Origin of the sequence: Paenibacillus sp. N3.4 (assembly GCF_008017805.1) — a bacterium.
Taxonomy (GTDB): domain Bacteria; phylum Bacillota; class Bacilli; order Paenibacillales; family NBRC-103111; genus Paenibacillus_E.
Window position 1 is genome coordinate 93,737 of the sequence record NZ_VRTT01000013.1, and the last position, 17,585, is coordinate 111,321.

At 47.8% G+C, this 17,585-nt stretch carries 7 protein-coding genes; all 7 read left to right on the forward strand.

Annotation, left to right across the window (positions count from 1 at the left end; all coding sequences use genetic code 11):
- The first annotated feature begins 66 nt into the window (after positions 1 to 66).
- The 7 genes from FU659_RS09285 (at position 67) to FU659_RS09315 (ending at position 17,543) form a co-directional block, all read left to right on the forward strand.
- Positions 67 to 2,262: an Ig-like domain-containing protein gene (locus tag FU659_RS09285; RefSeq protein WP_147947308.1), complete on the forward strand. Its 2,196-nt coding sequence runs from the start codon at positions 67 to 69 to the stop codon at positions 2,260 to 2,262.
- A gap of 92 nt (positions 2,263 to 2,354) precedes the next feature.
- The gene (locus tag FU659_RS09290; protein WP_147947309.1) at positions 2,355 to 2,624 is read left to right on the forward strand and encodes a hypothetical protein; all 270 of its coding nucleotides are present in this window, start codon (positions 2,355 to 2,357) and stop codon (positions 2,622 to 2,624) included.
- Positions 2,625 to 2,652: 28 nt separating this feature from the next.
- Positions 2,653 to 7,356, forward strand: a complete 4,704-nt coding sequence (locus FU659_RS09295; protein WP_147947310.1) for an NPCBM/NEW2 domain-containing protein — start codon at positions 2,653 to 2,655, stop codon at positions 7,354 to 7,356.
- Between the two features lie 97 nt (positions 7,357 to 7,453).
- A complete protein-coding gene (locus FU659_RS09300) occupies positions 7,454 to 11,401 on the forward strand; it encodes a glycosyl hydrolase family 28 protein (protein ID WP_261807719.1) in 3,948 nt (1,315 codons plus the stop codon).
- A gap of 34 nt (positions 11,402 to 11,435) precedes the next feature.
- Positions 11,436 to 13,496: a cohesin domain-containing protein gene (locus tag FU659_RS09305; RefSeq protein ID WP_147947312.1), complete on the forward strand. Its 2,061-nt coding sequence runs from the start codon at positions 11,436 to 11,438 to the stop codon at positions 13,494 to 13,496.
- Positions 13,497 to 13,671: 175 nt separating this feature from the next.
- Positions 13,672 to 15,579 carry a chitobiase/beta-hexosaminidase C-terminal domain-containing protein gene (locus FU659_RS09310; protein WP_147947313.1) on the forward strand — a complete coding sequence of 636 codons (1,908 nt, stop codon included), beginning with the start codon at positions 13,672 to 13,674 and terminating at the stop codon, positions 15,577 to 15,579.
- A 92-nt stretch (positions 15,580 to 15,671) separates the two neighbouring features.
- Positions 15,672 to 17,543, forward strand: a complete 1,872-nt coding sequence (locus FU659_RS09315) for a cohesin domain-containing protein (RefSeq protein WP_187274022.1) — start codon at positions 15,672 to 15,674, stop codon at positions 17,541 to 17,543.
- Positions 17,544 to 17,585 lie beyond the last annotated feature (42 nt).

The window sequence follows — 17,585 nt, forward strand, 5'->3', positions numbered from 1 at the left end:
CAAGATTGATGGAGGAGATTCATTCTCTCCTCCCCAAAAAATAAAAAAAGAAGGATTTGATGCTCAATGGGTAACGTTAAAAATTTTAAGATGATTAAAGTCATGTTTTTAACTCTCTTTGTATTTGCATTGCTTCTTGGCAGCGCATTTACGTCTCAGCAAGCACAAGCGGCAAGCTCCAATACGGATATCCAGTTGAAAGCCGCCGGCCATACCAATCTTTTAGTCGTTAATTTAATGCAGCACAAAATCGGATTAATATTAGCAACGACTACAGCATTGCAACTGAAATCACAAATAGAATCAACTGACGGTTCGTTGCAAACTTATGCGGTTCAGACTGCAACTGGAAGTACCAGGGCTGACGGGACTGCCGTGGCCTTCGGAGATGTGTTAGTCGTAACGGCTGCTGACGGCGTAACGAAAACGACATATCGGACAGCAACTTTAGCAACAGTTTCAAATGCTTATATCGAACCGAGACTATCCGGAAGTTCCAACCTAGTTGCCGTTTATAATAAAGGCCCTGTAATCACGGCATACAAAGGCATCACTGTAGCGAATCTATTGGCACAGGTGGAATCGTCTGACGGCACGGCACAGACTTATGCCGTAACCGATGCAAGCGACGCCGCAAAAAGCGCAGGTGCTCTTGCAGCAGGGGATAAGCTGGTCGTCACTTCGCAAGACGGTACTGCAAGCATTACATTTACTATTCTTTTAGTGGACTTTGTCCGTGAATTGGACACTTCTTCAACTGCATTCGGTCAATATACGTTGTCACCAGGCTTAACAACATCTGTTCTTTCAGCGGGTGCTAGTATCAATAATTATGCTCAAAATTCAGCGTCAAACGGATCGCATTTACAAGTAGCATTCACAGCTGTTGGCCAATGGATTGAAATGACGGCAAATGTTCCGACAGCGGGAGAATATGAACTGAATATTGGCTATAAGAAAAATAACGGTAGAGGAAATCCACAGTTATCGATCGATGGTGTCAATCAAGGCCCTGTGGTAGATGAGTATATCGTCACTACGGATGCCGGAATGTATATGGCAAATCTCGGCAAGGTTCAATTAACGGCAGGCGACCATACAATCAGGTTCACATTAATAGGTCGTACGGCAGGAACTAGTTACACCGTTTCTCTCGACTTCCTCGGATTCACGAAGCAAAACGCAGCGCCGACGATTACAAACATTACATCGGTAGATGTTACAACTACAGCGGGAACAGCTCCCGTACTGCCGTCAAAAGTAACGGCGAACTACAGCGACGGCTCGAGTCAACAAGCGGATGTAACTTGGGAAAGCATCAGCCCCTCCCAATATGCATCGGCGGGAAGCTTTACGGTAAATGGAACAGTAGCCGGAACAACGATTAAAGCAGCGGCTAATATCACAGTAACTCCAGCACTTAAAACTGCCGCCGTTTTAAGCGGAACGCATAGCGTCAATGCCGGAGCTACGTTTGAATTGACGTACGGTTTGAGTAATGTGAAAGAAGACCTTTATTCTCAGGATATTACCTTGACGTACGATCCGTCGAAAGTAGAATTTATTTCCGCAGCGCCTTTAAATTCCACGGCACATGCCATTTATTCAAAAGCAACGGGAGCTAATACGGTTCGAATTCTCATGGCAAGCTTGGGAGAGAACAATGCGGTGAAAACCGGCGGCAATCTGTTAAGCGTGAAATGGCAAGTCAAGTCGCTCACGGAATCTGCTCAAACAGCAATCGCTTTATCCAATGTGGTTATCGCTAATGCAGCCGGAGAAGAAAAAGTGTTAGACAGCGTTTCTCATAACGTATCGATTACTTATACGCCAACAATCGATAAAACAGCTTTGAACGCTTCGATCGATGATGCTCAAAGCAAACACGACTTAGCTGTAGAAGGCAACCAAGCAGGCCAATATCCGACAGGATCTAAAGCAGCATTGCAAACGGCGATCAATAATGCAAAGGCAGTAGCAAATAGCGGGTCGGCATCGCAGCAGGAAGTAGATCAAGCGAAAGCGGATTTGGACGGTGTCGTACAAACATTCCTCGCTTCGGTCATCACCAGAATACCGGGAGATGTAAACGGAGACGGTAAGGTTAGCATCGCAGACTTGGCGATTGTAGCTAAATACTATGGAAAATCGAGCGCAGACGCGGATTGGAATACTTATAAGTTCGCGGATCTGAGTGGCGACGGCAAAATAGACATCGAAGACCTCGTAATTATTGCAAGATTGATTCTCGATTTCGAATGAATTTGAAGTTGAATCGAAGTTCCAGGGGATGGCACAAGAGCCATCCCCTCATTAAGGGGAATCAATGAAGCAATAAAATAGGAGGAATGTGTATGTTTAAGAAATTAAAAATACCGACCGCCGTTTTGCTTTCTTTTTTCATTTTGTTAAGCAGTTTAGTCTCCGTGTTTGCGGTTCCGCCGCAAGAAGCAAAGGCATCAGATAACGGTTTAGCTCAAAAACCTATCATGGGCTGGAGCAGCTGGAGTTTTATCAGAAAAGATCCGACGGAAGCCAAAATTAAAGCGCAAGCAGATGTGCTGGCTGCGAAATTCAAGTCTCACGGCTATGAATATGTGAACCTAACTTGCCAAATTTCATGAGAAAAGCAAGGGAGAGGATACACCGTTTATGAAGAAGCAAAGTTATAGCTATTTATCCAGTTTTCTGGCGATATGTCTTTTATTCACATGCTTCGGTTTTACAGGAAGTGCGCTGGCCGAACCGCAGCAAACAAGTTTCGATTACCTTAGCGATTTAAACTGGACAAATTTAGTTAACGGGAAAGTGGCAACTAAAAAAGATCAGAATGCAAGCGGACGCCAGCTCATCATGAATGGTATCAACTATTCCAAAGGAATCGGATCGCATCCCGATACGACTATTACGTACCGTCTAGGAGGAAAGTATTCCCGCTTTACATCGACAATTGGTATCGACGATCAAGCATTGGAGAATACAAAATTTCCAACGAAAATCAAATTTACGGTGTATGCAGATGGTGTAATCAAGTATGAGAGCCCGATAATGACAGCTAAACCTTATATGGCTCCGATCCCGGTTGATCTGGATATTACAGGCGTTGATGAGTTCAAATTAGTGTTGACGGGTCATGCGGACGGCACCAATCCACAGACGACAGGATATGGGGATTGGGCTGATGCCCGTCTTATCAAAGCCGGCCAGAGCTTGTCGGCTGCAGATGTCGCATTAGGAATTACGTCCATCCCTGCCCCGGCCAAGAATGATACGATTCTGACGCTTCCGACAGTGCCCGATGGTTTTACGGTAGCCATTAAAAGCTCTAACAATGAGGCTGTCATTCCTCTTGACGCTCAAATTTTTCCGACCGATGCGGATACATCGGTAACGCTTGTTTTGAAGGTTACGAGAGTGTCTGATAATTCGACTGCGGACACAGCGCCGATTCAAGTGCTCGTTCCTGCAATTCAAATCGTAGAGAATGTAAATAAAACGGCATTGACTGAGGCAATCTCAACGGCTAATTCCACTTATAGCTCGGCTGTGGAAGGAACGGTACCGGGACAATACCCTTCAGGCTCTAAGGCTGCTTTGCTATCGGAGATCCTTGCGGCTCAGTCGGTAATGGATTATGCGAAAGCAAAGCAAGCTGAGATTGATGCAGCAACTGCGTCACTAAATCAAGCGCTTACGGCGTTTTTGGCATCCGTTATCGTTGATTCAAATTCTGAATTGGCATCAGTTACGCTCATTGCGGATAAGGATACCTTGAATTTGGACGGTCTGGCTACCTTAAGCCTCAGCGGCAAGATGAGCGATGGCAAAGTGGCTGACCTAAGCTCGGCCGTCGTGAGGTATAGCACGAATAGCACCGATAAAATTGCATCGATCAATAGGGTCGGAAGTGGTGCGGAAGTTAGGGCGGGCACGAAAATTAATTCTCCAGGTTCAGCTACCGTTACTGCTACCGTAACCTTGAACGGTATCACAAAGGTGGCCACAGTCCCGTTCACTGTGAAATTGGCGGCTGATAAACCTTGGACTCACCAGTATCATCAAACGCTAACGATGAAAATGTTCTTATGTGAAAATAACGGTACAGTCAGATTGACCTTCGAACAAGGCTTGGAAGCCATTAAGAAAATCGATCAACTGACACGCGGAATACCAAAAATTATTTATTTGGTAGGATGGCAGTATGACGGCCATGATACAGGATATCCCGCATTTGATGTCGTGAATCCCAAGCTGAAACGAGCGCAAGACGTCAAAGCGGAAGACAGCCTGAGCTGGCTGATGGATGAGGCGTTCAAATATAACACAACGGTAAGCTTCCACATTAATATGCTGGATGCCAGCCCGAAAAGCCCTTTATGGCAAACGTATCTGGATGCGGATGTTATTGCCAAAGAGACGAATGGCGATCTAAGATCCTATGTCTGGGGATATCCGATCAGCTATAAAAGGGAATGGGAAGCCGGTTTGACGATGCAACGGATCGACAAGCTGTTGGAGCTGTTTCCGGTGCAGAGAGCGGGAACCATTCATATCGACGCATTCCATCAAAATATTCCCGGTTTGACGGCAGGCTTTATTAGTCCGTTTCACGGAATCACTTCCCAAGAGGAAGCGGAGTACCAAAAGAAAATCATTCGTTATTTCCGTGAAAAGGGAATCGACGTCACCGCTGAATTTGACAAAAACTACAGAGTGGACCAACTCGTCGGTTTGCAGGCGATGGCATGGCATATTCGCTGGAGTAATTCAGAGCAATATAGCATGCCGCCTTCACTATATATTGGCGGCGATGGCGGTTATGATCTGCTTGGCACGGGGATGCTCGGCGAAGGCACGATCAAATCAGACCCTAACAACTTAAAAGGATTTCTTGAAGAATTCTCTTTGAAAACGCTGCCTTGGTATTATTTGAACCGTTTGAACAGAGTATCCAATCAGCAGGGCGTCAAAGTGACATTCTCCAACAACGTAACAAGTGAAAAAGTGGGCAGCAATATTGTCATTAAACAGAACGGCCGTGTCATGCAGGATGGAACCGATGTGTTCTTCCCGGCGCTTTGGAATGAGGGTAAAGGCAAAGAAATCATCGCCTTCAGCAAAAGCGGATATACCAACAAAACATGGACGCTGCCGGATGATTGGGCAAACACGACTAAAGTCGATGTGTATTCGATCGGTTTGACCGGTTTAACCTTGGTGCAAAAAGATAAGCCTGTATCTAGCGGTGCTGTAATGCTATCCCTAACGGCTGGTCAAGGCGTCTCCATTGTTCCAACCGGAACGTCAGACGTTAAAAATCCTGGTGCTTTCCAATTGTTAATGCCTGCAAACGGCGCTTCAGGGGTAGATCCTTCGGCAGCAACGTTCAATTGGGAAGCTGCAATTGATGCAGACAGCTACCAGTTAACGATCGCCGATGACCCGGAATTTAGAAACGTTGTAATTGATCAAACAATGAATTCAACATCCAAGAACGTAACGGGATTGTTGGCGGATAAGAAGTATTACTGGAAAGTTACGGCTAAGAATGAACAATCGGGCGGAACAACGATGAACAGCGGCGGCGCAGCTTCTTTTATTACGAAGCTGACGATTTCGGCAGCCGATGTTGCGGCATTCATTACAGGCATTACGCCGCCAGTGAGCGATGCGACTGTTTTAAAACTGCCGACAGTGCCGGCCGGATTTACAGTAAGAATCAAAAGCACGAGTAATTCGAATGTGATCAAAACAGACGGAACAATCATTCCGCCTGGAGCGAAAACTGATGTGACGCTTGTATTGGAAGTAACCAGTACGTTGGATGGTTCGGCAGCCAGTACCGAAGCTATTACGGTGGCGGTTCCGGCAAGAACAAGCACATCGACAACTTACGATACGTCCAAGGCAACATTGTTCGGTTCAACGTCTGTGGCCAACTCCGCGCTCTTTGCAACCGGCAAAAAAATTAAAAATGTAGGAAATAATGCGAACAACTATGTGATTTTTAATAACATAAATGTTTCGGATTCAGGCGCATACAACTTGCAAATTGAATATGCAACAGGCCAAGATCGGGCGTTTTATGTGAGCGTCAACGGAGGTACTGGCATTTATGTGCCTTTGCAAGCCGGTCCTGATTTTAATGTTCCTTTTACCACAACGGTACTTATAGAACTGCAAGCAGGAGCGAACAGCATTAAAATTTATAACAATAGTGCTTATGGTCCGGATTTAGGTGTCATAACCATCAGTTCGGTCAGTCCGATTGCGGTTGCAGCGGGAATTACAGCGATTACGGCTCCGCTTCAAGGTGCTTCAAGTTTAACACTGCCAACAGTGCCATCAGGATTTACCGTTACGATCAAGAGCTCGGATCGACCGGAGGTTATTCAAACGAATGGGACGATCAACCCTCCGAGCGCAGATACGACTGTCTCATTGGTATTGGAAGTAACGCGTACGTCCGATGGCTCGAAAGCGATTACCGGCAGCATTCCGGTGCTTGTGCCGGGAGTACCTGTCTCGGCTTCGCCGCAGGTCACATTAAACGGAACAGACAGCATCTATGCCGAAGGGTTGTTTGACCTGAAAGTCGGGACACAACATGTGAAGGGCAGTATCTACGGTTACGATATATCCATCGATTATGATCCGTCCCAAATCGATCTATTCACGGCGGATACTTTGAAAGACGGACTCATGATCGTGGATAAAAAGGCGGTTTCCGGCCAGCTTCGTATCCTTGCAGTCGTCATCGGAGACGACAAAGCTGCGAACGCGAACGGCGATTTGCTGGTCATTCACGGTAAAGCGAAATCGCTTGCGCAATCGGCAACCGCAAGCATTAGCGCATCTTTGGTAGTCGCGAACGGCGATGGCCTGGAAACACCAATTGGCGGCGCGACGCATGAGATACAAATCACTTATGTTAATAAAGCAGCGCTGAACAGTCTGATCACCGATGCGCAAAATACGCTTAACGCAGCGGTGGAGGGTTCACAACCAGGCCAATATCCGGTGGGATCGAAAGCTGATCTGAAAGCGGCATTCGACAGAGCGAAAGCAGTAGCGGGCAATCCGGCAGCTACACAACAGCAAGTGCAGCTGACCGCGGTTGATTTGAGCGCAGCGCTCCAAGCATTCAAAGCTTTGATCATTACCGGAATTCCGGGAGATCTGAACGGCGACGGTAAAGTCAGCATCGGGGATTTGGCGATTGTAGCGAAGTACTACGGAAAATCGTCCGCAGATAGCGATTGGGATCCATACAAATTTGCGGATGTCAATCATGACGGCATGATCGACATTACCGATCTTGCGATCATCGCTCAGAAGATTCTCTACTCCGAGTAACTTAATCAAAATTTGTTAGAAGTTGGAAATTCAATAAAAGGCAAGCACCGATGATTTCGGTGTTGCCGATCCATGAAAGCAGGTGAACGGGATTTTGATGAAACGAAAATTGTTCGTACTAATCGTTGTTTGTTTGATGATTGCGCAAGTTTTGCCGATGACGACGGCAAATGCGCAATTTAACAATCCTATTAGCAACCCAGTTATAACTTCGGGTGCACTTGCTGCTGCTGCGGGAGATCAATTAGCCGTAATAACGGCTGACGGTACAATCAATTTGCAGGCGCCGCAAAATGCGTTTTCTCCTCAAGAGTCACAAACGGACAGTTCTGTGCTTTTGCTGTGGGATAAACCGGCCAATATTTATAGTATCCCCAATTTTGATAAGTATGTCGTTTACAAGGACGGTGTTCAAGTCGGTGAAACAACCCAAATGGGATATTCGGTTTCGGGATTAACCCCGAGCACCTCCTATTCCTTCACACTAAAGACGAGGGATACGAGTGGAAATCTGTCTGATGCAAGCGCCGCTTTAACGATCCGGACGAAGGTTTCCGGTCAGACGATTAATGTTGAAAATTACGGAGCGGTAGGCGACGGCTCTACAGTCAACACAGCGGTGATTCAAAAAGCCATCGATGAATGTCCGGCAGGCTGCACAGTCTATATCCCTCCGAATAAAACCTTTATGAGCGGCGCGCTGTTCCTGAAGAGCAACATGACGATGAAGATCGACGGTACGCTGAAAGGAACGACGAATCTTAAAGATTATCCGGTCATCCCGACTCGCTTTGAAGGTTTCGAGCTGAACGGTTATGCCAGTCTTTTGACACTCGGACAACGGGATGCGAAAGGGCCGTACAACATTTCCAATGTCGTCATCAGTGGTTCGGGAACAATTGACGGCAACGGTCTGGATCTTGGGAACGCCCAAAAAGCGGCATTAGGCAACAGAGCGCGCGGGCGCGCAATTATGATGATGAATGCGCAGAACGTATACGTCAAGGATCTGACGGTAAGCTACGGTCCGGCATGGACCACGCATTTCATCTACAGCGATCATGTCACTTTCGATAATGTAAAGCTGATTTCCAAAAATTTGTCCTACCGGATTGCCAACGGCGACGGGATTGATCCGGATTCATCGACGCATGCGAATATTTTCAATTGTTATTTCCATACCGGCGACGATTCCGTAGCGATCAAGTCGGGCAAAAACCTGGAAGGCTACAATCTAGGCATTCCTACGGAATATATCCGGGTCACCGACAATGTCGTCGACGGCTCCAACGGCGGTTATGTCATCGGAAGCGAAATGTCCGGCTCGGTCAGACACGTGCTGATCCAAAACAATACTGTAAGCTCGATCAGCTGGGAGGGCATCGATATCAAATCAAGCGCCGGACGCGGAGGTATCGTTGAGGATGTAACGTTCAAAGATATGACCATTTCCAAGACGAGATTGGCCGTCAGACTTTCGGCAAATTACTCGGTAAACAATGACGGAGCTCCGGCGCCGGTTCTGCCGATTTTGAGGGATATTCACTATGAAAATATCGTCACGGGTCCGGGCACGAATGGATCGGCTTTGGAGATTACGGGCCTGGATGGCAGCAATGTCCGAAATATTACGATGAAGAACCTCAATCTGAAGGGTACGGCCGGAGCGATCGTCAATTATGCGGATTCGATTTCGTTCGATAACGTGAATGTTACGGCAAGCAGCGGCCCGGCATGGACCGTAGCGAACTGGGCGAATATCCAAAGCTCGAATCCGGAAATTCAGCCGCTATCCATTCATCCGAACATTCACAATTTTAATGCGGCAGGACGCGTCATTACGGCGCTTACCGGCACAACATTCGGGCAGCTGATCGCTCAACTGACTGGCGTGGACGGGGCGGTCCAAAATTTCGCCTTAACGGACGCAGTAGGCAGGGCCAAACAAGCTTCAGATGTGCTGGCGGACGGAGACAAGCTGACCTCATCAGCCAAGATCGGAAGCGGTAAAGTTGTCTATATGATCATGGTTGTTTCAGATGCAACCATTCAGTTGAAGGCAAATCATCCGAATGTGACTTCACTGGATCTTGCGGCGCGTTCTTTTTCCGTAGTGCATGGAACTACAGTTTCAGATCTTATCAATCAAATCGAATCTCCGACAGGCTCGGTGCAAACGTATACGGTAACGGATTCGGCAAACGCGCCAAAAGCTTCGGGCACTTTGGTTGGCGGCGATATTTTGGTCGTGATTGCTCAGGATGGGATAACGAAAAATAATTATGCGATAAATATAATAAGCATCTCTAAGATTTACGAAGGTGAAACGACACCCTTTGTAACCTCGGGACTGGGAACAAGCACGGCAGCGGATGCGGCTGCGAGCGGCGGATCTTACCGGCAATTTACCGGAACGCCAGCTGTAGGCAACTGGTTGGAATATACGATTAACGTGCCTGCGGCCGGCACCTACAATGTCATTTTTGGCTATAAAACAAATAACAACAGAGGAACTGTACAGTTATCCGTCGATGGGAATGCGCAAGGCGCTCCGACCGATGAATATGCAAGTGCGCAAGGATACACATCGGCGAATCTTGGAAACGTGACTTTTGCCGCAGCGGGCGATCATAAGTTCAGATTTGTGATTACTGGAAAGAATGCAAACAGCAGCGGTTATGGAATTACGTGGGATTATATTCAATTGGTTTCCGTCATTCCGGTCATACAGAGCATTGCCCCGGTTCATACGAATACTGAAACGGAAATCATGCCTGATCTCCCAGCACTTGTTACTGCGGTGTACAGCGATAACTCAACTCATCAAGTAGCTGTTGCTTGGGATCCTATTGCCCCGTCCCAATATGCAGAGCCTGGAAGCTTTGCGGTTGAGGGAATCGTGGCGGGCACTTCGATCAAGGCAGTAGCTACGATTACGGTAATGGAAGCTACTCCCGGAACGATTGCCAAGAGAATTGTATCGCTCCCCACTCCTGAACAAGGCGCGACGGTCTTGGATCTGCCGACCGTACCTGACGGATTTGAGATTAAGATTAAACAATCGGATGATCCTTCGATCATCAAAACGGATGGCACTATCAATCCACCGAGCGAGAATAAAACGGTAAACGTCGTTCTGGAAATTACCAGATTGTCCGACGGAGCGGTCGCGGTTACCGACGCCATTCCCGTGCTTGTGCCTGGCGTACGGGTCTCCGCTTCTTCGAAGGTCACATTGCACGGAACTGACAGCGTCTACGCAGGCGGACAGTTCGACCTGACGGTCGGAGCGCAACATGTGAAGGGCAGCATCTACGGTTACGATATAAACGTGCATTACGATCCGTCCAAAGTCGATCTGCTCTCAGCGGATGCTTTAAAAGACGGACTCATGATTGTGGATAAAAATGCATCATCCGGCCAGCTTCGCATCCTTGCGGTTGCCATTGGAGACGACAAAGCCGCGAACGGGAACGGCGATTTGCTGGTCATTCACGGCAAGGCGAAATCGCTTGCGCAGTCAGCAACCACGAGCATTAGCGCATCTTTGATCGTCGCGAACGGCGACGGAGCAGAGACGCAAATGGATGGCGCGTCCTACGACTTCCAAATCACGTATGTTGATAAAGCAGCGCTCAACAGTCTGATCACCGAAGCGCAAAATTCGCTTAACGCAGCGGTGGAGGGCACACAACCAGGCCAATATCCGACAGGCTCGAAAGCTGCGTTGAACACGGCGATCGACAGAGCGAAAGCGGTAGCCGGCAATCCGGCAGCTACACAGCAGCAAGTACAGCAGACCGCAGCTGATTTGAGCGCAGCGCTCCAAGCATTCAAGGCTTCGATCATTACCGGAGTTCCGGGAGATCTGAACGGCGACGGTAAAGTCAGCATCGGGGATTTGGCTATTGTAGCGAAGTACTACGGGAAATCGTCCACAGATCTAGATTGGGATCAATACAAATTTGCGGATCTCAATCATGACGGCGTTATCGACATTGCCGATCTTGCGATCATCGCTCAGAAAATTCTCGACTTCGAGTAATTTTAACAAAGTCTGGTAGAGAGGAGATCAAAGAATGAATGTTTTAAAGAAACGGTTCAGTTTGCTGTTAAGTTTACTTCAAGTGGTTGCTATTTTATCGGTGCTAAGTGTTTCCAATCCTTCAATCACATATGCAGCGGAAGGGGATGGCACTCTTCCGGCGTCTCCTACGCTAACAACCGCTGATCAGACGGTGAATACAATCTATTTGCGTATTAAGGGCACAGCGACGCCGGGCGATGAGATTTTCGCCGAACGCGATCCCGAAGACTATTTTTATGGAATGGCGAATAGAGAGACGGGAGCATTCGATATGGTAGTCCTGTTGGAGCCTAATCGATTGAATAAATTTTCCATCTATGCTGTGAACAGTGTCGGAGTGAAAAGTAAACCGAGGATGTTGAACATTACTCATAAACCGGTTGAACAGGACCAAACGCCGCCGAACGCACCGACGCTTGCAACCAGCGATCAGACGACCAATGCGGATTACATCCGTGTAAAAGGTACAACCGCGCCAGGGCTTGGAATCTTGGTTGAAAATAGGCTGGAGCAATTTGTGGGCATAGCAAACAAAGATACGGGAGCATTCGAAGTCATTGTTCCGTTAGAACTAAATGCGGTGAACAGATTATCGGTATATGCTGTAAGCGCTGCTGGCGTTAAGAGCGGTCCGGTGACGCTAATCATTTCACAAATTATTTCTGATCAAAATATCAAAGGGGTAACGAACCCAGCAGACAAAGCAGTCCCTCACGGGACATCTTTTAGCCAATTAGGACTTCCGGCAGAAGTTACCGTAACTCTGGATAATAACACAACTGCTCAGATTCCGGTTATATGGGCAGCAAGCTCTTACAATGGAAATACTGCAGGAGCGTATACGCTCACGGGAACACTGCATACTCTTCCGAAGGGGATCTCAAATATAGACGGTTTAACTGCGCAAGTTAAGGTTTTAGTCGGCAAACCGGCTGCTAGTAACGATGCGGCGCTGAGCGGCATTAAAGTGAATGACACAGGTCTGTCCGGATTTAATAAGGATACATTGGCGTACAATGTGGAACTGCCATCAGGCACAACTGCTGTACCAAATGTCACCGCTGTATCCGCCGATGCGAAAGCAACCGTTGTGATTACCCCGGCAGCTGGTCTTCCCGGCACGACGAAGATTGGAGTAACGGCTGAAGACGGCATCACGAAGCAAACGTATACAATTAACTTCTCGGTAAAAGCGGCTCCGCAAAAAATGAGTGCATCTCTAAGCGGAACGAATAGTGTCATGGAAGGTCAATCATTTAGTCTGATCTATGGATTGCAGCATCTGAACGATTCCATTTATGCTCACGATCTGCTCATTTCGTATGATCCGAATAAAGTGGAGTATGTCTCTTCGGAAAGCTTAATTAACGGCTTGAAAATTGTTAGTGAAAAGGGAATTCAAGAAAAAGGATTGCGGATCCTTGCTGCCAGCTTAGGAGAAGACGGTGCGGTGAAAACGGACAGTGATTTGTTGAAGCTTAATTTTAAAGCTAAATATGTCAGTGCATCCACACAAACATCCATTTCCTTGTCGAATGCGGCTGTTTCTAATGGCGATGGCGTGGAAACAAAATTGGAGGACGTTTTCCTGGGCGTACAAATTACACATAAAGTTGTTGATGTTGTTGACAAAACGGCATTAAACAGCGCGATTGCGGGCACGCAAACTGCGCATGATGCGGCGGTAGAAGGAACAGGTGTCGGCCAATATCCGGCAGGAGCGAAGGCAAAACTGATGGCAGCAATTGAAGCTGCGGAAGCAGTAGCTGGAAATGCCTCCGCCACTCAACAGCAAGTAGATCAAGCGACAGCTAAATTAAATGAAGCGCTGCAAGTATTCAAGGATTCAGTACTTACCCGCATTCCGGGAGATTTGAACGGCGACGGGAAAATCACGGTCGGTGACTTGGCAATTGCGGTAAGTTACTACGGTAAAGATTCGACCGATCCGCAGTGGGATACGTACAAGATCGCAGACCTCAATGGCGACGGCATTATTGATATTGTCGACCTTGCGGCGATAGCAAGGAAAATCTTCAATTTAATTGATTAATTCGATGTCATTGGGAAGATTTGAGGAGGGGGGACTGTCTTCTCTCCCCAAATCTTCTTCTCATGGCAGCAATAAGAGTGAATAGCAAAGGAGTCAATGGCCCAATTTACGGATGCGGATTGGGATGCATACAAGTTTGCGAAATTATAGTTAATCGTAGAGGAGCCAGTTCATAATGAAACGTAGAAACCGTATTTCAATATTAAAATCGATGCTTTTTACGATCGTTTCATCCTCATTGATTTTTGGCAGCATGATTACGGGTTCTAACGTTCAAGTGGCAAAAGCCGCAGAACCTGCAAACCCCATCGCATACGCCAAAAGAACAACAGGCACTATGGGATGGCACGCTACTTCCTATGGCGGAGGTTTTACCGAGGCAAATATGAAAGCAAATGTGGATTGGATGGCAGCGGAATATAAAGACTTCGGGTATGAATATATCCAAATTGACGGTTGGATCAACACTGGGCTCCGGCATAATGAGAATGGGTATATTACCCACTACAAAACATGGGCGAACGATTACAAATACTGGGCCGATTATGTGCATGGCAAAGGCTTGAAATATGCTGTGTACTACAATCCCTCGTGGATTCTGAAATCGATTGCCGATGACGAGACGGTTAAAGTCGTAGGTACCGATATTAAAATTAAAGATATTGTTAACACGACTGATCCAAGCAAAAGTTTCCAGGACTGGTATATGGTTGATCCTAGCAAACCGGGAGCGGAACAATACATTAAAGGAATGGTTAACTACTATAAGAGCATTGGGGCAGATATGCTCAAGGTCGATTTCATCAGACTCTTCGATGATGCATATGGAGCTGCGGCGACCGAAGATTTCTACCGCTGGATGAGAGAAGCGGCCGGTGATAACTTTATCCTCTATTATGCGAACCAAAAGAATCGCAACCATGCCGATGCTGAAAATAAATATGCTGATCTTATCAGAGCCAGCGAAGATTGGAGAACGGATACAAACGTACAGGGCGTATGGTGGCATACCAGCGTACGCAACAGAGGAACTGTACAGGATAACAAATGGCCGCCGGCTTACAATCTTTTCGACGGATTCGTCTGGCTGTCGGATGTCTCCGGACCGGGAAAAGTTGCGCTTGACGGAGATTTCAGCATATTAAGCTCAACGGGAAGCACGGATGCGGAAAAGAAATTTAGAATCAGCCTGCTGGCGATGGCAGGGAGCAGTATTAACATCGGCGATAGATACTCGAATATCGGAAATAATGACGTGTACTATAAAAACTGGGAAATTATCGATATGAATAAGCGTGGCTTTGTGGGCAAACCGTTAGCCAGAGACGTGAAAAACCCGCTCAGCCAAGTTTGGAAAGGCCAACTGCCTGACGGAACATGGGTAGTCGGTTTATTTAACCGGGAAGATTCCGCTCAGACAAGATCGATTAATTTTAATAGCGATTTGGGGCTGAGTGGCAATTATCTGGTGAGCGACATCTGGTCGCATTCTAGCCTCGGAACCATGTCGTCTTACAGCGAAAATGTTCAGCCGCATAGTGTCAGACTGCTTAAAATATCCAAAGTGTCGATGGAACCTTTTGGCGCGTTTTTCACCGGATCGCAGCAGGTCACGCTGAACGCCGCCGATCCGCAGGCGGAAATCCATTATACAATCGACGGCAGCGAACCTACTTCCAGCTCTCCCGTTTATAAAGCTCCATTTACAGTAAGTCAGACTTCGACAGTCCGCGCAAAAATTACACAAGGAAGCGGTCAAGGTTACGAAGCCGCAGCAAGGTTTATCCAATCTGATATTGATCCGATCGTGAATATTGCAGCTGGAATCACTTCGGTTGCAGCGCCGATTAAGGATCAGAAAAATTTAATTTTGCCGACAGTGCCTTCGGGATATACGATCAGGATCAAAAGTTCGGATCAATTGAATGTCATTAAAACGGATGGTACCATTATTCCTCCGTCGGCGGATACGACTGTAAACCTTGTATTTGAAGTCATGAGAACGTCGGATGCAGTCACAAGGGATACTGTCGGCAATCAAGTGATTGTTCCGGCCGGACTCACGATCCCGGAAACCCTGTAACCGATTTTATCATCAGCGCGCCGAATGATTACACGACGATTTATGGCAGCAGAACTGTACAGCTGAAAGCGCAGCATCCATTGCAAGAGCCCGTGAGCTGGTCTGTTGCCAATCAGGACGGAACGGCTGCTGCCGACGCTAAAATCAATGCGAGCGGATTATTGTACGCCACCAAAGAAGGCGTTTATCAGGTTACGGCAACGTCAAAATCCGGTGACATAGCGGCAATACGGATTACTTTTACCCAAATGTCACTCATGCCTAATTTAGCGGTTCCGGGCAATGGCAGCGTGATTGGCTCAACGCTTACAGGATCCTATCCGCCTTCGAATGTTTTCGACGGTCAAACGAATACGTTCTTTGACCATAGTACAGCCACTCCATATGTCGGATGGGATTTTGGCGCAGGCAACGCCAAAGCGGTAAACTTTGTCAGATTTTATCCGCGAACCAGTTTTGAGAGCAGGATGGCAAGCGGGAAAATTCAAGGTTCCAATTCGGCAACCAGCGGCTATGTCGATTTGTATACGTTTACTGCTCTACCTGCGGCCGGATGGAATTTCATTGCCTTAGATAATAAAACGTCTTATCGCTACTATCGATATACTTCGGCACAAGCCGATCGAGGCAACGTAGCTGAGCTAGAATTTTACATCCATATCGACAGAACGGTTCTTGGCAACAAAATCGCTGCTGCCCAATCGCTGCACGAAGGCAATTATACTCCGTCAACATGGGGATCGCTGCAAGCTGCATTGACGGATGCGATCCGTGTGAACGAAAATGCAGCCGCGACACAAGCTCAATTGGACAATGCTGCGGCCAGCCTGCAGACAGCAATTGCGGGACTGGAAATTGAACGCAATTCTCCTGCAGACGTTGCAAACGGAATAACGGCGATTGAAGCGCCGGCAAAAGGCGCCACGTCCTTGACTCTGCCGAGCGTGCCTGACGGATTCACCATTAAGATCAGTTACACCGATGGCACGAACGTCATTCATTCGGACGGGACGATAACCCCTCCGCAAGAGGATAAAACGGTACTCGTCGTGTTGGAAGTAACCAGAACGTCTGATGGTGCTACGGCGGAAACCGATTTGATTCCAGTGGTCGTGCCTGGAGCCTACGTCCCTGCTGCTGCGCATGCTTCGCTGCACGGAACTGACAGCATCTATGCCGGCGGGCAGTTCGACCTGACCTACGGATTAGAACATGTGAAAGACGGCATCTACGGCCAAGATCTTACATTCACGTATGACCCGGCGAAAGTTGAGTTTGCCGGAGCGGATTCCGTGAAGACTGGATTTACGATCGTGGATAAAAAGGAAAAGCCGGGACAAGTGCGCATCATTGCCGCCAGCCTCGGCGGAGACGCTGCGGCTGGGGCGAACGGCGATTTGCTGACGCTGCACTTACGAGCCAAAGCGCTTGCCGAAACTTCGACAACCGCTATCGAGGTGTCCAAAGCAGTGATCGCAAGCGGCGAGGGAACGGAAACGCAAGTTGAAGGCGCTTCGCACAGCATGACCATCACGTACGTGGATAAATCGGCACTGGGCGCTCTTATCGCAGAGGCGCAGCAAACGCTTGACGCTGCAGAGGAAGGCACGCGTGCCGGCCAATATCCTGCGGGCTCGAAAGCGGCGCTGCTGGCGGCGATTTCCAGCGCGCGGGCAGTCGCGGGCGATGCAGCGGCTGCGCAGCCGCAAGTGCAACAGGCAGCGGCTGACTTGAATGCAGCACTCCAAGCTTTCAAGGCTTCGATCATCACCGGAGTTCCGGGAGATGTGAACGGCGACGGTAAAGTCACTGTCGGCGACTTGGCGATTGTTGCGAAGTATTACGGAAAAACGTCTGCCGATACGGATTGGGATCAATATAAATTTGCGGATCTCAATCATGACGGCGTAATTGACATAGCCGATCTTGCGATGATCGCAAGGATGATTTTTGAATCGAACTAAAGGCAATATATGAGATGAATTTATATAGGGAGGTGGCCAAGT

Excerpts from the sequence above, each read along its gene's own strand:
- FU659_RS09300 (WP_261807719.1), top strand. The coding sequence starts at position 7,454 with ATGAAACGAAAATTGTTCGTACTAATCGTTGTTTGTTTGATGATTGCG.
- FU659_RS09290 (WP_147947309.1), top strand. The coding sequence starts at position 2,355 with ATGTTTAAGAAATTAAAAATACCGACCGCCGTTTTGCTTTCTTTTTTC.
- FU659_RS09295 (WP_147947310.1), top strand. The coding sequence starts at position 2,653 with ATGAAGAAGCAAAGTTATAGCTATTTATCCAGTTTTCTGGCGATATGT.
- FU659_RS09285 (WP_147947308.1), top strand. The coding sequence starts at position 67 with ATGGGTAACGTTAAAAATTTTAAGATGATTAAAGTCATGTTTTTAACT.
- FU659_RS09305 (WP_147947312.1), top strand. The coding sequence starts at position 11,436 with ATGAATGTTTTAAAGAAACGGTTCAGTTTGCTGTTAAGTTTACTTCAA.
- FU659_RS09310 (WP_147947313.1), top strand. The coding sequence starts at position 13,672 with ATGAAACGTAGAAACCGTATTTCAATATTAAAATCGATGCTTTTTACG.